Genomic DNA, 20,927 nt, shown 5'->3' with positions numbered 1-20,927 from the left:
CTCTGCAGCGCTTGAGAACCCTCGAGCTGCTGGCTTACTCCACTGTCGGCTGCGGCGCCAGTGCAGCAGCGATCAGGCCACGAATATAGTCGTAGTCCGGTTCTGACGGGTCGACCCCGTTGTCCGGGACGAGCTCGACGGTGGCCATGGGAAGAGCCTTCGTCTTGCCGACCAGGTTGGTGAAATACCCCAACGCGCCCTGCGGGATGTCGGTCTTGACCACCTGCTGGCCGGCCGCTGCGATCCCCTGGAACTTGGTTAGCACGTTCGCGGGCGTGAACTGCGTGAGGATCGCCTGCTGCAGGACGCGCTGACGGGCCATGCGGTCGTAGTCGCTGGAGCCGTGGCGGGCCCGTCCGTACCAGAGGGCGTTGAAGCCATCCATGTGCTGCTGACCCGGCTCCACCCAGCCTTCGACGTCGCTGAGATCGTCTTCCCGACCGCCGATGGGGAGCCGTTCGGCGACGTTGATGTCCACGCCGCCGAGCGCGTCGATGAGGTCGGAGAATCCTTGCATGTCGATGAGCGCGTAGTACTGAATCGTGAGACCGGTGATACCGCGTGCGGCGTCGCGCATCCCCTCGATTCCGGGTTCGCTTCCCGCGGCCACGGCGTTGGGGTACATTTCCGGACTCTTCTGATCCACCTCGGTGTAAATCGCGTTGAGCATGCACGCCGTGACATCACAGAAGTCCTGGTAGCCATAGCCGTTCGGGTACGCCGCGTTCAGCGGCGAGTCTTCCGGGAAGGGGACCAGGGTGAGATCCCGGGGCAGGCCGATGATGACGGCCTGCCCCGTCTCGGCGTCGATGCTGACCACCGACATGCTGTCCGGGCGCATACCGTCTCGGTCAGGACCAGAGTCCCCGCCCAGGAGCAAAATGTTGTAGCGGCCGTCGACCGGCGGCTCTGACGGTGCCGTGATGAACATCGTTGAGAGGACGCCGCTTGCCGTTGTGGCCACGTAGGCGCCGTACCCGGACGAGCCGGCCACGACGATCATGACGATCGTCGCCAGCCCTGCAATGTAGGGCCGAGCCTTGGGGCGAATCCTCACCAAACGCGCCAGGCGAAGGGTGTCAAAGGTCAGGATTACCCACAGCAGGCTGTAGAACAACATCACCGTGGCCAGGGCCCACAGGCCGATCGTATTGGTGGCCACGGTGAGCACGAGTTCGGGATTGACCTTGTACACCACGCCGGCCGTTACCAGCAGCGCGAGGAAGCTCAGAGACGCGCGCAGGCCGAACCGGCCGAGGCCGCGGCTACCAGCGAGCACCTGCGCAGATCCCGGCATCAGGATGTTCAAGACCACGAGCCACCACGCTCGACGCGTCATGACAGGTCGAGAGCCCGGATCTGGATAGCGAATCGGACTGGAAGACCCAACAGAGAACACGTGTCCCCTTCTCACTTGCATCTCAGAATCCAAATCAGCGCCGTGGACGCAACCGCCCCCTAGGACCCCCACCCCGCGAGCACCGAGCACACACGTTACGCCTTACGAATCGAACGAATGCCGAAACCGACCGGTGACAGAGCACTTCCGTCCAAGATCACTCCCCTATTGGGGGCATACATGCCCAGGCCCTACCGGGGCACCGGCTGTTGGCAGCCCACGAAGTGCACGAAGCGGCAATACCATCAACATTATGAGATCTCCCGCCCAGACCTACGGCACCGCCGTTCTTGTGTTGGTCCTAGGCGCCGGTCTCTCCTCATGCGTAACTCCATCTCAACCAGAGACCGGCACAACAACCTCATTGGCAAGCTGCGACGACCTCATGCCGGGGAAGCTGGCTCAGGACCTTTTCGGGAGGTCCGCCGAGGTGGTGCAACTGCACAAAAGTGAGCCTGACGCTGTCGACCCCCTGGTCGACAGAATGGTCAGCGATGGCATAGCCTGCGGTGGCCTTATCGACGATGTCGTGATCCTCGATGGTGCCGTGTACGTTGGCCAGCTTGCCATGGATGAGGATCAGTGGGCGGTGACTAAGTCAGAGTTTGCTGCCGACGGTCACGAGGTGGTCGATGAAATCGTCGAAGGATGGGTGTACGTGTCTAAGCCCGGCGATGATCCGACAATGGGCAGTGGTTTCGCCTGGCGAGACGGGGTGCTCTACTACGTACAGAATCCCTTCGTGCTCGCGCTGCTGCCACCCTTCGCGTCAGAATTTGCCGAGGCTCCGCCTCCGTCCTGAAATGCTGAGCAACGTCACGGGCGACGGCCCCTGCGGCCGCCCTAAAGAGAGACGGACTTCTGCGTGCAATTCGGTTCTATCCCGGAAGGAATTCACCATGGTGGAAGCCTCAAAGACTGGTAAATCCGGCTGGCGTCGACACTTCGATATTCCCTACGTGCAGGGCGCCGCGTTGATCGTTTGGGGAATCATGATCCTCTTCCAAGGTGCCGGCAACCTATGGATCATCCTGATCGCGGGGATCATGTTTGCGATCGCAGGTGTCGGACTCACGGTACACACGCAGAGTCGCAACGACGATATTTAGCTCTCGTCGTGGGATATACGACGACACCGCACGCCCCGCGGGCAGAGCGCTGAGCTGGGTTGAGGGAGCATCTTGTGCTTCTGGCGGTCTTCTACCTGCTGTCGTCGCGGCGGCGGCTCAACCCATCCGCTGCTCGGGATCTTCAAGGCTCCGACCCGGAACTCGCTCGAGCCATGTCGGACGTGCGAGCCGACATCGAGCGGGGCCAGCGAGGGCTCTGAAGTCTCGCAGCCGCGACGGCATGAGCCGATGCCGCCAGGATGCCTCATAAAGGAGAGCGTCGTTAACCGGACGGCCAATTCACTTCGAGCTTTCGAATTCGTTGAAGATTGCTTCAAGGGCGCTGAGAGCACCTCGTGACTCGTGCGTCCTGTTGGTCGAATGTCCCCGCATAGGTAGAAAGCGTCTTCCATAGCGCCCAGCCCCGCCCACGCGCCCACGCCGGAGCGTCGATATCCAGCTGGTTCCGGAACACATTTCGACCCTCCGAGGTCAGTAGTGTCCAGGCTCCCGCAAGATCGCAGGATGGATCACCCACACCGCAGGTTCCAAAGTCTATGACGGCCGCCAACCGGCCATCGACGAGCAACAGGTTGCCTTGAGCGATGTCGCCGTGGAACCACGCTGGCGCACGATCCCAAGGAGCGCTCAAAGCTGCGCCCCAAATGTCCTCCGCTAGCCCGACGTCGATTCGGCCCTCAAGAACACTCAGCGCGTTTCGTAGTGTCGCGTCAAAAGTGCGCAGTGAGCCGCCGCGGAACCAATTATGCGTACCAGGGCGGGGTCCGCCGGTGGGGTCTATCTGTTGCAACGCTTCGAGGAAGTCGGCGAGGTCCTCAGCAAACCGAAGCGGGTCGGCAACGCGATCGGCGGCGGCCGTCTCTCCGTCGAGCCACGCGTAAACGGACCACGAAAACGGATAATCCTCGCTCGGGCGTCCCTTCCCCAGAGGGGTCGGAATGGGCAACGGGAGTTGGCCGGCGATCTGAGGGAGCCAATGCTGCTCCTTCTCCACCGCGAGGGCATACTCAGCCGCGCTAGGTAGTCGGATCGACATTTCCGGGCCGAGATGGAATGTCCAGTTGTCCCATCCGCCGAGGGCGACCGGCGTGACAGGGAGGGCGGACCACTGGGGAAATTGTGTTGCGATGAGCCGCTGCACTAGTTCGCTGTCGACAGTGACACGGGCAGGCAGGGGTCCAAGGTCATGCCCGCCGCTCATGCTGCACATCGTAATCAACACCTTTGCCCGCGCGTGACTAAGCCCGGTGCGTTTGCACGCGATCCGACTACTGACGCCCAGCCGCTCGTGCGTGACGTCCGTCATCGGGCTCAGGTCCGTTAATTGGCGAGCCACGAGGGGTCGGAAAAGAGTTCTTGCAGCTCTTGGACAAGGCGAGCGGTGTGGAAACCGTCAGCGGCCGCATGATGCACCTGAATGGCGACGGGCATCATGGTTCGCCCCCCAGACTCCCTGTACCGACCCAGGGTGAATATCGGCAGAAGATGCTTCCAGCCGTCGCGTATCTGCAGGCTGAACCCCGTGAACGACGTCCACGGAACGCTTGATATATCAAACACATTTGCGGGCATGTCTGGTTGCGGCTGAAACGACGTGGAGGTGCGGTATCTGGCCAAGACGTCGGCCGCGTGTTCATGGAAGGTAAAGAAGTCGGCGTGAAAAGGAGACCAGACGTTGGAGAACGTCTCTCGCTCCGGGTTGAAGACGGTGAATGCAGGGTGAACGATGTCCCAGGTCGCGGGGATCTTCTCATCGGTGAGAGCCATCCGGAACTCGACGTGTCTATTCACTACTGAGGCGATGGCCCATACCTGCGCGATATAGCTCTTCCATGGACGGACACGAAGCGCCGCTACCAACTCTGTGACGTCGAGTTCGACCGTGATGGCATAAGTGCACTCGACGCGGGTGAGGTAGTGCTCGAAGTGCTCCCGCCGAGGCCAATTGTGCATATCGATCGCACGTGTATGTGTCATGCTCTCGAGCCTAAGTCGGGTAGGCAGCTCCACCGGTCCGCTACGTGGTCGGCAGCGTCGGGCCGGCCTTCGTCTGGCTGTTGGGGGCTCTCTCTTTCTCCGCACCCGGCGGCCAACGCCGCGCAAGGGGAGTGTGTGCCGGCCCGCAGCACTCTGGGCAGGTGACGCCAGGGCGCAATAGGGTGGGCGGATGAACTGTGACGGTGTTGTTAGCGGGACGACATGAGCAGGATGCCGTGAATCCGAGGGGCAGCGCGATACTGAGTCTGAGCGTCGGCTTCGTTGCATCCGTTTTTGCGGGAAGTGGCTTTCTGCTGGGACTGGTGCGGGAGGACCTACATTTCCAGTGCAGTTTCCATCACATGGGCAGCGATGATCCTGGCTCGTTCTATTGCGCAGACGGCATCGGTTACATCGGTGTTGGAGTGGCCACGTATGGCGTGTATGGCGTTATTCTGCTGATCGCTCTCGGTATCGCCATGGCGGACTTGAAGTCGTCGGGAATACAGTCGCGGCTCATGGCAGGCATCTCAATTTTGCCCATCGCCATGTTCAGCTGGTCCACCTGGTACGCGACAAGCACCCGTCCTATCGATCAGGCGCCGGGCGCCAACTACTGGGTCCAGCCCCTTCTGCCCGTGACGGCAGTCTTAGTCACTGCCGTGATCGTCATCCTGGCAGCCGGGCTTATTCCTCGACCACGGTTACGCACCGCCGGATTCCGAGTGGCAATGGCACTGTTCATCGCGGCTGCGCTCATTCAGCCTGGCAGTCTCTCGGCCGTCGCCGTCACCCTCGGGACATTGGCTGCGGCAGTGTGTCTCGAGTGGCGAGTGCCAGACGAGGTCGAAACCCCCACGGTCACGCCCGCCAAGAAATTCCTCTAAGACAAACCGCACCACCCGACAGCAATGGCATAGCCCCTGTGTGGTCTCTCGAGCCACCTGCCCCCATCCCGTGGATTTCGAGACAGTGGAGTGGACGGATAATCAACGCAAACGGCCCATTGCCCCTGTTCTGGGGCGAGGGTGGTCGCTGGTTCCCCAGTAGGTTTCAGGTGGACTCCCTGGAGCGGGTCTAGCGGTGTTCCAGGCCCGACCATCTTGGCTATTCGGATTGGGGTTGCCCACATCCGCTGATAGGGGTGAGATCGTGGATCTGTTGACCATAGCGATGCTCGTACTGCTGATCGCAGTTGTCGCGACCCTCATAACTACGCAGCTTCGCCGCAACAAACGGCAAGCGGAACAGCCGCATGTTGCCCCACTCGCCCCGTCCGGGAAAACGAACACCCTGGCGATCGTCGCCTTCGTGCTGTCCTACTTCCTCAGCGGTGCACGCCATCCCCCGCTACCTCTCGGCCGGCGAATGGTAATTCGGCCAAGGATGTTCCAGCGCAGCAACGTCATCCGTCCGCTCCTCATCGTGCCACTCCTCGCTGTTGTGCTCGCCGGGTGCGCCCCGTCGAACGCCCCGGCGACGGTCAAAACCGCGGCGCCGACTGCCAGCTCGACGCCGACGCCGGACACAGGCCTGCCTGCCGACGATGAGTTCCCCTTGACGACGCCGGCACCAACACCGCTCGCAGAACCCGGCACCCTCACCGCCGGCGGCGCTTACCGGCTGTGCATGGATGCCTCAGCCCAGAATCAGATCGAGTTCAACACTTCCTCCACCGTCACTGGTGCACCCCGCACCCGCGCCGACTACGAGAACGCACCCTTGGCCGACTCCACAGTGATCGACCGGGGAGACGGCTACTTCTTCGTCTATTCGGATCTGACCGATCACAGCGCGGCAGCGGACATCTCCGAAGCCGGCGCATCGTACTGCCTCGTCGGCGGAACGCTCAGCGAACCCCTCTGGGAGACTTACGGCTTGGTCGAGCGCAATTACGGCGAGACCCTCGATCCGTACGCACCGTTCTCCAGCATGGAGTGACCTTCATCCGCGCTGACAGGCAAGGGAGTGTCGCCGTCACCAACCGCCACGCGTCGGAGTATGGCCCTGTCGGGCGTCGTCTGGCATGGCCATTTCGGCCCGCAGCCCCAGGAGCCGGATCGGACGGCCCGCTTCGATTCCGGTCGCGAGGTCCAGGGCCCCCGCGAGGATTTCGTTGCCATCGGATGTGCCCTGGATCTTCCTCGCGCGGGTCGTGGTGACGAACGGCGCATAGCGAATCTTGAGGGTCAGCCCGATGACGGGCCGCCCTTCGGCCAGGACATCCTCGAGCACCCGCGCCGTCAGCTCACGCACGGCGTCGTCCACCTGGGCAGGGTCGGTCAGGTCGCGTTGGAAGGTGGTCTCCCGGCTATGCCCGCGGGCGACCCACGGGGTGTCATCCACAACACTGGCACCGTCCCCGCGTCCGAGTTCCGCGTACCACGGCCCCATCTTGGGCCCGAACTCCAGGACCAGGTCCTGGGGGTCGGTCGCGGCGAGTTCGGCGACGGTGTTGATACCGAGTTTCGCCAGCCGGCCAGACACTTTGCTTCCCACGCCCCACAGATCCTTGGTGGGCCGGCTGCCCAAGACACCGAGCCAGTTCCCGGCCGTGAGACGGAAGACGCCGGCCGGCTTGGCAAAACCGGTGGCGACCTTGGCGCGGACCAGAGTGTCGCCGATGCCCACACTGCACTGCAGCAGAGTCCGCTCCAGTACAGCGGCCTGCACCTGCCGGGCGTAGATTTCCGGATTCTCGGTCTTTATGCCGACAAAGGCTTCATCCCAACCCAACACCTGCACGGTGGCTCCGGGCTGCGCACGCAGGGCAGCCATCACAGTTTCCGACGCCGCGAGGTACGCCTCCTGATCAACCGGCAGGATCACGGCGTCGGGCACCTTGCGGGCCGCAATACGCAGGGGCATCCCGGAGCCCACTCCAAACGCCCTGGCTTCGTAAGAGGCGGTCGACACCACCGCTCGTTCCGTGGGGTCACCCCGACCGCCGACGATGACCGGCCGGCCCGCAAGTTCCGGTCGTCGGAGCACTTCGACTGCCGCAATGAACTGGTCAAGATCGACGTGCAGTATCCAGGGGATTCCGCTCACGCCGCCAGTCTGCCCCGACCTCGTCGAGAGTGTCACTCTTCACGGACGAACTCGATCGAATCGAAGACGGCGCGCGCCTCTTCCGTCAACTCGTCAGTGACCGATTGGAACTCACCCACCGCAAAGAGAGCGAGCTCACCATTCAGGTCGAGCACCCGCTCGGTCTCGCGTTCGGTCACCATTGAGTACCCGCGTGTGCAGTCGGTGGCCTGTTCCGACCAGAGGCAGACGTGTTCCTTGCCGCAGTCGTTGATGTTGATGCCGCTCTCGACGGAGTAGTCGAACTCAAAGCCTGAATAGTCGCCCATCACGACCTCAACCGGCGGTGTGGTCTCCGTTGAAGCCTGCGCGGTCATCGCAGCGACAAAGGCCTCAGGCGACGGGTCCACGGCGACGAGCGCTTCCTGCCAGGCGCAGGCATCCGTCGGCACATAGCCGGGGCTCAGGAAATTCACGAAGACCTCCCAATCCTTCAGGACACCCCAGCCGAAGGATTCCCAGCCGTCTGGAACGGTGACCTCGAAGGGTGCTGTGAAGCCGTAGACGACGTAGGTGCCGGCGTCGATGGCACCGGTCGCCGGCAGCGGTTTGGTCGTTTCAGTCTCCGCGGTCGGTGCGGGGGTGGGCCTCTCGGCCGCTGCGGTGCAGGCCGCGAAACCGGCGCACGCCAGCAGGGCGACCACGACACCCGCCAGCGGCGAACGCGTCGGATGAGTGGCGCCTGAGCGCCGGGATGATGTCCACATGTCTGATCCTTCCGTTCGGACCGTGCAGCGAGATGGCTGCAAAGTCAGTAAAGGACGCGCCGATATCAGCTGCATACCGGAAGCCCAGCCGGCCGGTATCGGCCCGATATCGGCCGTCTTGACTGATGTCGGAGGCGAGCGCACAGTGGCGTCATGGAGATACGCGTCCTTGGATCGCTGACTCTTGACGACGGTCGGATTCCTCTTGCTCCGCGCGATCGTGCGGTGATGAGTGCGCTCACGGTCCGCCTCGGTGAATCCCTGTCGGTCGAGTCCCTCGCGGCGGCGCTCTGGGGCGACAACTTGCCCGCGTCGTGGTCGCACATCATTCCTGGATGCATCATGCGGTTGCGCCGGCTGATCGCACCGGCACAGATCGAGACCACCGCACTCGGATACCGGCTGTCCGCAGAGCACCTCACGGTCGACGCCGATCAGTTCGAGCGACTCGTTGCGCGGGGCACTCAGCAACTGGAGCTCGGTGAACCCGAGCGTGCCACGCATACGTTTTCGGAGGCGCTCGCGTTGTGGCGAGGTGAGCCCTTCGTCGACCTCATTGACTGGGCGCCGGCAGAAATCGAGTCCGGTCGTCTCGAGGAGATGCGGTTGGGGGTCGAGGAGCTTCTCCTCGACGCACGGCTCCAGGCCGGCGAGGTTCAGGAGGTCGCCGCATTGGCGCGCGCCCGCGTCGCCGAAGCTCCACTGCGGGAGCGACGCTGGGTGGTGCTGAGCGTGGCGCAATATCGCCAGGGGCGGCAGGCGGAGGCCATCGCCACCGTACGCAGGGCGCGAGGGCTTCTCGCTTCCGAGCTGGGGCTGGATCCGTGCACGGAGCTCGCTGAGCTGGAACAAGCTATCCTCCGGCAAGATCCATCCCTACTGTCCGACCGAGTTTTCCGGCCCGGGAGTACCGAGTGTCCGTACTTCGGTCTGCCTCACGCGCGCGTGGAGGACGCCGAGCGGTACTTCGGTCGCGAGCGGGAGCTGTCCGGGGCGCTGCGAGCGCTCGACGAACACGGCGTGCTGCTCGTCACCGGCTCATCGGGTGTCGGCAAATCCTCGTTCGTCAGGGCGGGGATCGGCGCGGAGGTGATCGCCCGCGGCAGAGAAGTCGCCATCGTGACGCCCGGCGAGCATCCGATCGATGCACTGCGCGATGTTGGTCTCACGCCCGGAAACTCACTGCTCATCGTTGATCAATGCGAGCACGCGTTCGCCGCGGACGACCCCGCCGAGATTCGGGAGTTCTTCGGCGCCCTGCAGCGCATGGTCTACCGTGGCCTGCTCGTCATCGCGATCCGCGCAGACCGTCTCGGCGACTTGGCCGATCACGACGGCTTTGCCGGGATCATTCAGTCGCACATGCTCATGCTCACCGCGCTCGGCCCCGACGGGCTCCGGGCCGTGATCGAAAAGCCCGCGGAGCAGGCCGGGCTCATCCTGGAGCCGGGCCTCGTCGAGATCCTCGTCCGCGACGCCGATGGGCGAAACCTTCCGCTGCTGTCCCACGCCCTGCGCCAGGTGTGGGCACGGCGTGAGGGCCGCGTCCTGACCGTCGACGCCTATCGGGCTTCCGGTGAGATCAAGGGCGCCGTCGCGAAGACGGCTGAAGAGGTCATCGCCGCGCTCCCGGCTGAGGACAGGCATTTGCTGCGCGACATCCTCCTCCGACTCGTCGAAGCATCCGCGGACGGTGCGGTCGTAGCTCGTCGGATTGAACGCTCACGGATTTCGATCGACGACGCCCACGCGAGGATCGTCGATCGGTTGGTCGATGCGCGCCTGCTCACCACCGACGAGGAATCGGTGCAGTTGTCGCACGAAGCACTCGCACGGGAATGGCCCCGGTTGAAGGACTGGCTCGCGGACGATGTCGAGGGCCAGCGGATCATGCGACACCTTGGAGCCGCGGCCGCCGCCTGGGATGCGATGGGACGACCCGAAAGCGAGCTCTATCGCGGCGGGCGGCTGACGGCGACCCAGCGCTGGAGGGACGCGGCCGATCCCGCACTCACGCCGGTCGAGCGAGACTTCCTCAACGCGGCGGCTGAGCAGGAGTCCGCCGGACTCGAGGCCGCCCAAAGGCAACTGCGGACAGAGCGCCGGATGGTGCGACGTCTGAAATGGGTGTCGGCCGGCGCTGCGGGTCTCGCGATCCTCGCTGTCACGGCGGGCCTCATCGCGGGCTTCCAGACGAACCTCGCGGGCGAGCGTGCGACGGTTGGGGAGGCACGCCGCGTCGCCGCGTCGGCGCTCGAGGAGCCGCACTTCGATCGCGCGCTGCTGCTCGCGGTCGAGGCCATCCAACTCTGGGACAGTTCCGAAACACGTGTCAATCTTGTGCGGGTCTTCGCGCGCGCGCCCCGCTTGACGAGCATCATTCGTATCCAGGAAGACGGTGTGGCTGCGAAGAGCATGTCGGTCGCGGAGAACGGGACTCGAGCAGCGGTGATCGATAGCGATGACGATGTGCGCCTCTTCGATCTTGACAGCCGCTCGCAGCTCGGCGAGTACGGCCCCTTCGGCGGGAACGTGGTGTCATCGGCCGTCGACCCCGCTTCGGGCACCGTCGCGTACAGCGCCACCTCGGACCTGTGTAGCGTCCTCCCCTGCCCTAGTGGGCGAACGGGAACGGTGGATCTCGCGGACGGAGGACGCTCGTCCGTGACGACCTACGCAGGCCTGGCTGGGACAGCGGCGGATGTCGAGTACTCCGCCGACGGATCCCTGTTCGCGGCGCTCGCGGCGACACGCCCGTTCGAGCCGTCTGGGAGTGTCGCCCTGTGGCGAGGCGGAGCAGAGAACCCGTCCGGCCCGACAATCCTGAGTTTGGACGTGAGCGGGTCAGAGCTCGCCGCCCCAATCGGGTGGGTCGGCCAGTTCGGCGCGGTGAAATTCTCGCCGGACGGTTCGCGGCTGTACGCCAGCCGATTCGGACCGACCGTGGTGTACGAGACGGCATCGGGTGCCGTGCTGGATCGGATCGCCGGAGCCGGGATTCTGGCCGTCAGCCCGGACGGCCGTCGGATCGCGGTCCGGGATGGCTTACTCGCGGCGCGCATCGTCGACTCGACCGGGGGCGCAGCGCCCGTCACCGTCCCGCTGACTGACTTTCCATCGGTGGCCGATTTCAGCCCTGACGGCAGTCACCTCGCTGTCGCCGCCGGCACCGGCGTCGTGGTGTTCAAGACCGAGACCGGAGACGTTGCGGAGTCGCTTCGTAATCACGAAGGCGCGGTCACCGCGGTCGAGTACCGGCCGACCGGTGAGCTGGTGGCCGCCGGGGAGGACGGCGCGATCATCACGTGGGACCTCGGCGACTGGTCGGCGGGTTTTCGCACCGACCAGTTCGTCGTGCGGAGGTCGGCCGGTGCGGAGAGCAGCGAACGCACCCTGGCTCTTGAACGATCCGATGGGAGTACGCAGGTGGTCATCGCCGACCCGGCGGCCTGGGAGGAACGCGCGTGTCAGGTCGCGGGACGGGTACTGACCGAACAGGAGTGGGGGGAGCTCCTGGGCGCTCGGCCCTACACGCCGGCATGCCGCGATTGATCCCTCACGGACTGGGTCGGACACACACCGAACAGCTGCAAGCCATGCGGGACGGCCAGCTGAGCTGGAGCGTCAGGGTATTGCCGTCATCTACGACTAACCGCGCCAGAATGCAATGGGTTGGCTAGCCGATCTCTGCCGCGTACTCTGGCAAAAAACAGGAGGAATAGCAGTCATGGCGAATGATCCGTTCCTGATGGCATCGGATGCCCTGTCCGATAGTGGAGCCCGGATCTCCGAGCTTGCCCGCCCATTCCTGCGGTTTCTGCCCATCTCGGGCGCCTCGATCTCGACCTTCGGATCGTTTCTTGGCGCCGAAACGATTTCAGCCACGGATGCCCGCGCCGGGCGAGTGGATGAACTGCAATTCGACCTCGGTGAAGGTCCGTGCTGGGACGCATTGGTCAACCGGGAACCTGTTCTCGAACCCGACCTCGCCTCCACGAGCAGCGTCTCCTGGCCGGCCTTCCTGAACGCTATTCGTGAGGAGGAGATCGGGGCGATCTTCGCCTTTCCGCTTCTCTTCGGCCCGCTGGAGATCGGCGCCGTTGACCTGTACTCCATAGCCCCGGTCTCCCTCACCCCCGAGCAACAGGGGCAGACGCTCGCCCTCTCAGCCCTGGTCAGCCGGATTATCCTGCGCCACGCCATCAGCACCGACAGCATCCCCGACGATACGACGACATTCTCACGGCGACTCATCCATCAGGCGACGGGCATGGTCCTCGCCCAACTCGGAACGACCGCCGAGGACGCACACCTGATCATCCAGGCGCGGGCCTTCGCCGAGAATCGTCCGATGCGCCAGATCGCCCAGGACGTCATCGAACGGCGGATCCGCTTCACCGCGCTGACCAACACGGGCCGATCTCATGAATGAAACGACCCGCCTCGAATTGCTCTTTGATGCCTTCGCCACCTTCGCGGACACCCTCGTTGTCGGATATGACGTCCTCGAGCTCTTGCAAACCCTGGTGGAGACCTGCCGCGATCTCCTCGACGTCGATTCCGCCGGAATTCTCCTGGCCAATGCCGCAGACAAGCTCGAGGTCGTCGCCTCCACCAGCGAGGCGAACACCCTCGTGGAAGTGATGCAAATCGACGCTGACGCGGGGCCCTGCCTGGAGTGCTTCCGCACCCGTACCGTGGTGTCGTTGCCGGACATCGACGTCGGTTCCTCCCGCTGGGCAGCGTTCTGCGACACCGCCCGCTCCCAGGGCATCCACTCGGTCTACGCCATCCCCCTGCGACTCCGGGAGACGACAATCGGCACATTGAATCTCATGCGGAACGAGCGCGGGGAGCTCAATCAGTACGATATCCGGGCCGCACAGGCCCTCGCCGACGTGGCGACCATCGGCATCCTGCAGGAGCGCACCATCCGTGATGCCTCAACGCTTCGCGATCAGCTGCAGAAAGCTCTCTCGAGCCGGATCATCATCGAGCAGGCCAAGGGCGTCGTCGCGGAAACCGCAAATGTGTCGATTGAGATGGCTTTCGACCTCATTCGCCGACACGCCCGTTCGCACCAGACGTCCCTGAGCCTGGTCGCGCAAAGTCTCGTCGCCCGGGAGCTCAGCCTCTGATCCAACTGCGCGAGACTGGGCACATGTCTGATCTCACTCTGCGCGGCGGCCTCGGCAGCCATGTTGAGGCCGAAATCGACGTCAAACGATCCAGATTCCTCTGCAGTCTCGTCAGGATCGACACCGAGGATGCCGCGCGTGCGGCGATCGACGAGGCACGCAAGAAGCGTTGGGGCGCTCGCCACCACTGCTCGGCATTCGTGATCGGGCCGCGGGGCACCCCCGATCAGGTGCGCCGCTCGAATGACGACGGGGAACCATCCGGAACCGCAGGGCGCCCCATGCTGGAGGCGCTGTCGGGACGCGGATTGGTCGACTGCCTGGCTGTCGTCACTCGGTACTTCGGTGGCACGCTCCTCGGTGCCGGCGGTCTGGTGCGCGCCTACTCGGACGCCGTGACCACCACCATCGATCGGGCCCAGTCCCTCGGAGCGCTCGTGGAACGCGAACGCCGTGAGTTGTTCACGCTCACCCTCCCCCATACGGATGCGGGCCGCATCGAGGCCGAGTTGCGCCAGCGCGGTGTGCTCATCCTGGGCACGGACTATGGGCAGGACGCCGTGCTGCACATCGCCGATGATGACGCCGAGCGGCTCGCCGCGATCGTCGCCCACGTAACGGCCGGAAGCGAACACCTGGAGAGCCTCGGCCACGAATGGGTCGACGTCGAACCCGCCTGACGCCCCGCCGGGGCAACAGAGGCCTACAGTGGGCTGCATCGCGCCGAAGGGAGATCATATGTCCGGTCGGATTCACATCGACCACTTCACCACCCTCGACGGGGTCGCCCAGGCTCCCGGCGGTCCCGACGAAGACACGGATAGCGAATTCGCGTTCGGCGGGTGGCAGGCGCCCCTGTTCGACGACACCGTCGGCGCCCAGGTCGACGCCGGGATCCAGGCCATGGACGCGCTGCTACTTGGGCGGCGTACCTACGACATCTTCGCGGCGTACTGGCCTCATCAACTCGACGGGCCCGCCGCCGGAATCGCCCGCACGTTCGACTCGATCCCCAAGTACGTGGCGTCGCGGGGCTCGCCGGAACTCGGCTGGCGCGACTCGCACCTGCTCGGCCGCGATCTCGCCCGGGAGCTGACCGCGCTGCGTAAGCGGCACCGGGAAATCCACGTGATCGGCAGCATCGATTTCGCCCGCACCCTGGTCGCCGATGGCCTGTTCGACCAGCTGAACCTGTGGGTATATCCGATCGTGGTCGGGGCTGGCAAGAGACTGTTCCCCGACGACGGACCCCCGATGGCCCTGGAGCTGCTCGGCGCCGAGCCGGCCTCGGAGAAGGGAGCGGTTCTCCTCCGGTACGGTCCGACGGGTTCGGTGCCGGCGACGGGCGATATGAGCCGAGAGGATCTCGACACCTGATGCCAGCGGCAAGGGTGCGACCAGCGCGCTCCATCCGGGCCCTTGACCACACGATGTTCGATCGTGTGAGCCGGCCCACGTCGGCCCGGTTCGATCGATCCATGGTCGGCCTGTCCTCGCTTGCCGATCACGGAAAGCTCTGGGCGGCAGCCGGCGCCGTCCTGGTGGCCACCGGCCACCGGTCCGCCGCCGCGCGCGGCATCACAGCGCTCAGTATCGCGAGCCTCACCGCCAACCTCTTCGGCAAGCAGTTTTTCGGCGGATCACGCCCCCTGCTCAGTCGTGTTCCCCGTCGTCGTCGGCTTCCGCGGCCACCTACCTCGGCGACGTTCCCCTCCGGCCACAGCGCCAGCGCCTTCGCCTTCGCGGTGGGGGCATCGCTTGATGACCCCAGGCTCGCCATGGTGTTCGTGCCGATGGCCGTGGCCGTGGCGTATTCCCGTCTGCACACCGGCTCACACTGGTTTTCCGACGTGGTCGGTGGAGCCCTGCTGGGGACGGCCATCGCGGCGGCCGACGCCGCCCTCCACCGCCGTCGGGCAGCGTTGTGACCGGCGAGGGGCTCCGACCTGCGCCCACCGGCGCCGGCCTGTTCCTCGTGATCAATCCGCACTCCGGCCAAACCAAGCGACGGCCGGACCCGAAACCAATCCTGGACAGCGAAATGCCCGACGCCGTTGTGCATGTCCTCGGCAAGGGCGAGCGCATCTCCGACGTGATGCGTGCTGCCGTGGGCTCGACCACCCCGCCCACCATCCTGGGCGTGTACGGCGGCGATGGTTCCGTCGCCGCAGCGGCAGAGGTCGCGTTTGAGACCCACCTGCCCCTGCTCGTGTTGCCGGGTGGCACTCTCAACCACTTCGCGCTCACGGTCGGGATTCCCGATCTGGCGACGGGCATCGCTGCCGCGCAAGCAGGAACCGGATCCGCGGTTGACCTCGCAGAAATCGACTTCGGCGATCGCGGCAGGGTCCTCGCGCTCAACACCCTCAGCGTGGGCGTGTACCCCCGGTTCGTCCAGTTCCGCACCAGGATGGAACCCACCATCGGCCGGCCGTTGGCGACACTCGCCGCCGCGCTACGTGCCGCATTCACTGCCGCGCCCCTCGACGGCAGTCTTGACGGCCAGGAACTTCGCGTCTGGTCGATGTTCATCGGAGTCGGGCGCTACGCCCCGCCCCGAGGCGCCCCACTGAAACGGCAGGGATTCGACGACGGGGTCCTGGATGTCCGGATCCTGCGCTCCACAGCCCGATCCCGCGGACGTGGGTTCCTCTCCCTACTGTCCAGCCGGACCCGCAGTCGCACCGACCACGGTCCGGAGCCGATGTTCCACGCTCCACGGCACAGCCTCGTGTTCAAGCGAACGGCAATCACCCTGCGGTCCAACACCGACAGCGCCCAGTTCTACGCGCATGACGGGGAAGTTCAGAAGGCGCCACCGTTCATCCCCGGCGGTACGCGCGCGGCGACCGTGCGCGTACTACCGGCGGCAATCGAGATCTACCGCCCGTGAGAACGCTGAGTATCCGCGCCACTAGGACCTTTGTCGCTGGGACCGGCGACCGGTCGGCAGCACGCTGGAGACATGATCCGTTCACGATTCGCAGCGAGCCTTGGCACGCTAGTCCTCCTTGTCTCCGTCGCGGCCTGCTCCAGCGGCGGCGAGAGCACCCCCACACCGACCGCTCCGGACAGCCCGGTCGGGCTGGGCGTGGATGCCGAGTCGATGCTCGCCGAGTTCGACATCGCGGCGCCCGCCAACGTGGAGGACCTCATCGAGCAGCTCCAGTCGCAGCCACTGGCCGAGCGCCCGGCCGGCCTGATGGCCTCCGTGCGGGTCAACGAGCTACTGCTCTCCAGCGGGGACGACGAGGTGGGCGTCCCCCTCCCGACCGACGACTTCCACCTCTCCGTCGCGCCCTATCTGAACGACACCCACGACTGCTACTTCCACTCGCTGACGACCTGCGTCGGGGAACTCGCCGACCAGGAGCTGCAGGTGACGATCACCGACGACGCCAACAACGAGGTGTTCCTCGACGAGACCGTCACCACGTTTGAGAACGGTTTCTTCGATGTGTGGCTCCCGGCCGGGCGCGAGCTCACGATGCGCATCGACGACGGTGAGAACACCGCGGAGGTGCCGGTCGGCACCGGCACGGACGATCCCACCTGTGTCACCACCGTGCAACTGAGTTGACCGTCCGTGCGCGCTCCGAGTTGCTCTCGCCGCACCACGCGCACCAGACTGGAAGCACCGGATCGCTATTGAGTTTTCCGCCTGTGGCTAAGGAGCTCACCATGACCGAACCGAACGACGCACGCGTAGGCCTGTACATCGACTTCGACAACATCGTCATCTCGCGCTATCAGCAGCTGCACGGCCGCAACGCCTTCCAGCGCGACGGCATCCGCAACTTCGACAAGACGAGCCGGGATGCCGACCCCGAGGTCGCCGCCCGGCTGGCCGCCGCTACGGTCGACTTCAACGCCATCATCGACTTCGCCGCATCCTTCGGCACACTGGTCGTCAACCGCGCATACGCCGACTGGTCGGTGCCCGTGAACGCGAGCTATCAGCGCCAGCTGATGTCCCGCGCGGTGGACCTCACCCAGCTGTTCACCACCACCACCCGGGGGACCAAGAACGGCGCCGACATCCGTCTGGCCGTCGACGTGGTCGAAGATCTCTTTCGACTGCCCGACCTCACCCACGTCATCATCATCGCCGGCGACTCCGACTACATCGCCCTGGCCCAGAAGTCGAAGCGGCTGGGCCGCTTCGTCGTCGGCATCGGCGTCGCCGGGTCGACCAGCACCTCGCTCGCGGCCGCCTGCGACGAGTTCGAGGACTACGACTCGCTGCCGGGAATCGTGAAGGTCGCCGCGAGCGCGGATGCCGACACCGCCCGTGCGGACAAGCCCAAGGGTGGCCGCCGAGCGGCCGAACCCGTTGAGGTGGAGCCCGCACCGCCGGCCAGCACGGCCCGCAAGCTCACGACAATCCCGATGTTCTCGCACACCGACGATTCCCCCTACGACGAGCCGGAAGCGGCCGAAGACGTCGACCCGCAGTCGCTCGCAACGGAGCTCCTCGTTCGTGCGCTGCAGATCGGTCACGCCAAGGGCGATGACGACGAGTGGCTGAACACGGGCACGGTCAAGAACCAGATGCGCCGGATGGACCCGTCTTTCAACGAGAAGCCGCTCGGCTTCCGCTCCTTCACCGACTTCCTCTCCTCACGCAGCGACCTGGCCGAGCTGGCCGAGGACGGCTCGCAGCGCCTCATCCGGCTGCGCCCGGAGGCGAACGCCGGACACTGAGCCGCCGGCGTTTCGGGCCCCGCGGCGGGCCCATACCCCCACCTTGCGGGACTAACGACCCAGCGCGAGCCGCGTTGAGCGTGTAAATTCAACTGTTGTGTGAAATTTAACAGGAGAAACTCAGTCGGCTAACCCGGTTCGACTGAGCTGTGTACCAAGCGGGAACCACGCGTTTGGCATCCACACCGTAAGGAGATTCAGGTGGCGTCCTCGCCCGCTAAAGACATTATTGAGAGCATCGGAGGGGCCGCGAATGTCGTCGCGCTCACTCACTGTGCCACCCGACTGCGCTTCACACTGAAGGACGCATCGGGAATCGACCTGCCGACTGTTGAGGGTATCCCCGCAGTCCTGGGTGCCGTTCCCCAGTCCGGAGACCGCTTCCAGGTCGTTATCGGCGGCGCGGTCGAGACCGTGTACAACGAGATCCTGGCTCTGCCCGAGATGAAGAAGGTCGGAACCGGCGAAAGCGCCGACGACATCAAGGCCGCCGAGCGCGCCAAGGGCCCCCGCGGCAAGTTCGCCGGGCTCGACACCTTCTTCGAGGTCCTCTCAGACTCCTTCCGCCCGATCCTGGGCGCGCTGCTGGGCGCTTCGCTGTTCATCACCTTCATGGCGCTGATGGCCACCCTCGGCGTCATTCCCGCATGGAACGCGCCGGGCGTCACCTTGGAACCGGGCTGGGCGTTCATCAACCTGATGTGGCAGGGCGTGTTCGTCTTCCTGCCCCTCATGGTCGCCTACAACGCCTCCAAGCGCCTCGGCGCCGACCCGTGGGTCGGCTTCGGCATCATGGCCGTCGTCATGCTGCCGGGCTTCTCCGCCCTGGCCGCCTCCGACGGAGCCCAGACCGTCTTCGACGGCAAGGCCGCCATCGTCTCGATCTTCGGCCTGCCGCTGACCGTCACCGACTACAGCTCGCAGGTCTTCCCGCCGCTGCTGATGGCTGCCGCTCTCGGTCTCCTCACCAAGGGCCTGAAGAAGATCATCCCGGCCAGCGTCCAGCTGATCTTCGTGCCGTTCCTGAGCATGCTCGTCATGATCCCCGTCACGGCCTTCCTCATCGGCCCGATCGGCGTCTTCGGCGGAGCGGCCATCGGCGAGTTCCTCAAGTCCATCAACGACTTCTCACCGCTTATCTTCGCCATTGTCATCCCGCTGGCCTACCCGTTCATGGTTCCGTTGGGCCTGCACTGGCCGCTGAACGCCGTCATGCTGCTGAACATCCAGTCCTTGGGCTATGACTTCATCCAGGGCCCGATGGGCGCCTGGAACTTCGCCTGCTTCGGCGCGACTGCCGGTGTGCTCTTCCTCGCCATCCGCGCCAAGAACAGCCAGATGAAGCAGACCGCGACGGGTGCTCTTGCCGCCGGTCTCCTCGGTGGTATCTCCGAACCGTCGCTGTACGGCATCCACCTGCGGTTCAAGCGCATCTACCCGCGCATGCTCGTCGGTTGCCTCGTCGGTGGTGTCATCATCGGCCTCGGCGGTGGCGTCACGACCAACGCGTTCGTGTTCACCTCGCTGCTGACCATCCCGGCGTTCAACAACATCCCGTTGTACGCACTGGCCGTTGCCGCGTCGTTCTTCACCGCGATGATCCTCGTGATCCTCTCCGGCTACCTCTCGCCCGAGCAGAAGGCCGAAGCGGCCGCTCAGCTCGCCGCAGACACGGCTGCTGAAGAAGCCAAGCACGCGCCCGTCGCCCCGGTTGCCGCACCGGTTGCCGCTGCAGCTACCGCCGCACCTGCCGCCGGCGGCACGGCGACCATGGTCGCCACCGTCCTGGCCACGATCGGTTCGCCGGTCGCCGGCATCGTCGTCCCGCTCGCCGACGTTCCCGACCCCGTGTTCAGCAAGGGCATCGTCGGACTCGGCGTGGGCGTCGACCCGACCGAGAACACCGTGTACGCACCCGCCGCAGGCAAGGTCCTGGTCGCTCAGCCGACCGGACACGCCTTCGGACTGATGTTGGACGGCGGCATCGAAATGCTCATTCACGTGGGCATCGACACCGTCAACCTCGCCGGTAAGGGCTTCGACGTCAAGGTCAAGGCCGGCGACAGGGTCGAGGCGGGTACCCCGCTGGTGACCTTCGACCGCGCCGTGATCGAGGAAGCCGGCTACTCGCTGGTCACCCCGGTCCTGGTGACCAACCCGAAGAAGTTCGGCTCGATCGACCAGGCCGCTTCCGGCCAGGTGAGCGTCGGAAGCCCGCTTCTCACGGTGACCGCCAAGTAACACCCCGCACGAACAAAGGTGGGCAGAGAGTTCTCTGCCCACCTTTGGTGTACCCGCCGGCGCCGGTCGCCGCCGCCCATGGAATACCGGGGAGGTGCCCACGGTTGTAACCAATTCGTCCGCGACAACCTCAGCAAGGAGACCTACATGAGCACCCTCGACGTGACCGAGACCACATTCGGCGAGACCCTGTCAGCCAACGACATTGTTCTGGTGGACTTCTGGGCCGACTGGTGCGGCCCGTGCAAGCAGTTCGCGCCGACCTATGCGGCGTCCTCCGAGCAGCACCCCGACGTGGTGTTCGCCAAGGTCGACACCGAAGCCGAGCAGCAGCTGTCCGCGGCCGCCGGCATCCAGTCGATCCCCACGCTGATGGCCTTCCGTGAGGGCGTCCTGGTGTTCTCCCAGCCCGGAGCGCTGCCGCCGGCGGCACTCGAGCAGGTCGTGACCGCGGTCAAGGCGTTGGACATGAACGATGTGCACCGTCAGGTGGCGGAGCAGAAGGCCGCCCAGCAGACCGCACAGGCCTGACCCCGCGGGC

The 20,927-nt window shown here is 65.2% G+C and carries 20 protein-coding genes; 15 read left to right on the top strand and 5 right to left on the bottom strand.

Annotated features, from left to right (window positions below):
* Window positions 1-34: 34 nt before the first annotated feature.
* The gene (locus tag B7495_RS03895) at window positions 35-1,315 is read right to left on the bottom strand and encodes an LCP family protein (protein ID WP_240632389.1); all 1,281 of its coding nucleotides are present in this window, start codon (window positions 1,313-1,315) and stop codon (window positions 35-37) included.
* Window positions 1,316-1,652: 337 nt separating this feature from the next.
* On the opposite strand from B7495_RS03895, the gene B7495_RS03890 reads away from it, so the two are divergent.
* Complete coding sequence (locus B7495_RS03890) at window positions 1,653-2,201, top strand: hypothetical protein (protein ID WP_151199518.1); 549 nt, start codon at window positions 1,653-1,655, stop codon at window positions 2,199-2,201.
* 97 nt (window positions 2,202-2,298) lie between these two features.
* Entirely contained in the window at window positions 2,299-2,508 is a 210-nt protein-coding gene (locus B7495_RS03885; protein WP_088455414.1) for a hypothetical protein, read from the top strand.
* A gap of 334 nt (window positions 2,509-2,842) precedes the next feature.
* Here B7495_RS03885 and B7495_RS03880 read toward each other — a convergent pair whose 3' ends face one another.
* Together B7495_RS03880 and B7495_RS03875 are read right to left on the bottom strand one after the other, a co-directional pair.
* On the bottom strand, window positions 2,843-3,730 hold the full coding sequence (locus tag B7495_RS03880; RefSeq protein ID WP_168195352.1) for an aminoglycoside phosphotransferase family protein: 888 nt from the start codon (window positions 3,728-3,730) through the stop codon (window positions 2,843-2,845).
* Between the two features lie 119 nt (window positions 3,731-3,849).
* The gene (locus B7495_RS03875) at window positions 3,850-4,506 is read right to left on the bottom strand and encodes a CatA-like O-acetyltransferase (protein ID WP_088457889.1); all 657 of its coding nucleotides are present in this window, start codon (window positions 4,504-4,506) and stop codon (window positions 3,850-3,852) included.
* A 197-nt stretch (window positions 4,507-4,703) separates the two neighbouring features.
* Here B7495_RS03875 and B7495_RS03870 point away from each other — a divergent pair, with 197 nt between their 5' ends.
* Window positions 4,704-5,393 carry a hypothetical protein gene (locus B7495_RS03870; RefSeq protein WP_121678469.1) on the top strand — a complete coding sequence of 230 codons (690 nt, stop codon included), beginning with the start codon at window positions 4,704-4,706 and terminating at the stop codon, window positions 5,391-5,393.
* A 265-nt stretch (window positions 5,394-5,658) separates the two neighbouring features.
* Window positions 5,659-6,447 (top strand): hypothetical protein, encoded by a 789-nt coding sequence (locus B7495_RS03865; protein ID WP_151199517.1) that lies wholly within the window; start codon window positions 5,659-5,661, stop codon window positions 6,445-6,447.
* 36 nt (window positions 6,448-6,483) lie between these two features.
* On the opposite strand, the gene B7495_RS03860 is transcribed toward B7495_RS03865, so the two are convergent.
* Window positions 6,484-7,539, bottom strand: coding sequence for a DNA polymerase IV (locus tag B7495_RS03860; RefSeq protein WP_088457888.1), 1,056 nt, complete (start codon window positions 7,537-7,539; stop codon window positions 6,484-6,486).
* 50 nt (window positions 7,540-7,589) lie between these two features.
* On the bottom strand, window positions 7,590-8,378 hold the full coding sequence (locus B7495_RS03855) for a hypothetical protein (RefSeq protein WP_240632388.1): 789 nt from the start codon (window positions 8,376-8,378) through the stop codon (window positions 7,590-7,592).
* A gap of 78 nt (window positions 8,379-8,456) precedes the next feature.
* Here B7495_RS03855 and B7495_RS03850 point away from each other — a divergent pair, with 78 nt between their 5' ends.
* The 11 genes from B7495_RS03850 to trxA all read left to right on the top strand — a co-directional run bounded on the left by B7495_RS03850 (window position 8,457) and on the right by trxA (window position 20,917).
* The gene (locus B7495_RS03850; protein ID WP_088455411.1) at window positions 8,457-11,855 is read left to right on the top strand and encodes a BTAD domain-containing putative transcriptional regulator; all 3,399 of its coding nucleotides are present in this window, start codon (window positions 8,457-8,459) and stop codon (window positions 11,853-11,855) included.
* A gap of 175 nt (window positions 11,856-12,030) precedes the next feature.
* Window positions 12,031-12,735 carry a GAF and ANTAR domain-containing protein gene (locus tag B7495_RS03845; RefSeq protein WP_168195281.1) on the top strand — a complete coding sequence of 235 codons (705 nt, stop codon included), beginning with the start codon at window positions 12,031-12,033 and terminating at the stop codon, window positions 12,733-12,735.
* On the top strand, window positions 12,728-13,441 hold the full coding sequence (locus B7495_RS03840; RefSeq protein ID WP_088455409.1) for a GAF and ANTAR domain-containing protein: 714 nt from the start codon (window positions 12,728-12,730) through the stop codon (window positions 13,439-13,441). The genes B7495_RS03845 and B7495_RS03840 overlap by 8 nt, the downstream gene beginning before the upstream one ends.
* 23 nt (window positions 13,442-13,464) lie before the next feature.
* Window positions 13,465-14,121, top strand: a complete 657-nt coding sequence (locus tag B7495_RS03835) for a YigZ family protein (protein WP_088455408.1) — start codon at window positions 13,465-13,467, stop codon at window positions 14,119-14,121.
* A gap of 58 nt (window positions 14,122-14,179) precedes the next feature.
* Window positions 14,180-14,818 carry a dihydrofolate reductase family protein gene (locus tag B7495_RS03830; protein ID WP_088455407.1) on the top strand — a complete coding sequence of 213 codons (639 nt, stop codon included), beginning with the start codon at window positions 14,180-14,182 and terminating at the stop codon, window positions 14,816-14,818.
* A 65-nt stretch (window positions 14,819-14,883) separates the two neighbouring features.
* Entirely contained in the window at window positions 14,884-15,369 is a 486-nt protein-coding gene (locus B7495_RS03825; protein WP_205748710.1) for a phosphatase PAP2 family protein, read from the top strand.
* On the top strand, window positions 15,366-16,334 hold the full coding sequence (locus tag B7495_RS03820) for a diacylglycerol kinase family protein (RefSeq protein ID WP_168195280.1): 969 nt from the start codon (window positions 15,366-15,368) through the stop codon (window positions 16,332-16,334). Before B7495_RS03825 ends, B7495_RS03820 begins: the two co-directional genes overlap by 4 nt.
* Window positions 16,335-16,406: 72 nt before the next feature.
* Window positions 16,407-17,021, top strand: coding sequence for a CueP family metal-binding protein (locus tag B7495_RS03815; RefSeq protein WP_088455404.1), 615 nt, complete (start codon window positions 16,407-16,409; stop codon window positions 17,019-17,021).
* Window positions 17,022-17,122: 101 nt separating this feature from the next.
* Window positions 17,123-18,145 (top strand): NYN domain-containing protein, encoded by a 1,023-nt coding sequence (locus B7495_RS03810; RefSeq protein WP_088455403.1) that lies wholly within the window; start codon window positions 17,123-17,125, stop codon window positions 18,143-18,145.
* Window positions 18,146-18,346: 201 nt separating this feature from the next.
* The gene (locus tag B7495_RS03805) at window positions 18,347-20,386 is read left to right on the top strand and encodes a glucose PTS transporter subunit IIA (RefSeq protein WP_088455402.1); all 2,040 of its coding nucleotides are present in this window, start codon (window positions 18,347-18,349) and stop codon (window positions 20,384-20,386) included.
* 147 nt (window positions 20,387-20,533) lie between these two features.
* Window positions 20,534-20,917, top strand: coding sequence for a thioredoxin (gene trxA / locus B7495_RS03800; RefSeq protein ID WP_088455401.1), 384 nt, complete (start codon window positions 20,534-20,536; stop codon window positions 20,915-20,917).
* Window positions 20,918-20,927: the final 10 nt, after the last annotated feature.

This window comes from Cryobacterium sp. LW097 (assembly GCF_002205495.2).
GTDB classification, from domain to species: domain Bacteria; phylum Actinomycetota; class Actinomycetes; order Actinomycetales; family Microbacteriaceae; genus Cryobacterium; species Cryobacterium zongtaii.
Note: the sequence above shows the minus strand (reverse complement) of the source record. Positions and strands in the feature narration are given on the sequence as shown.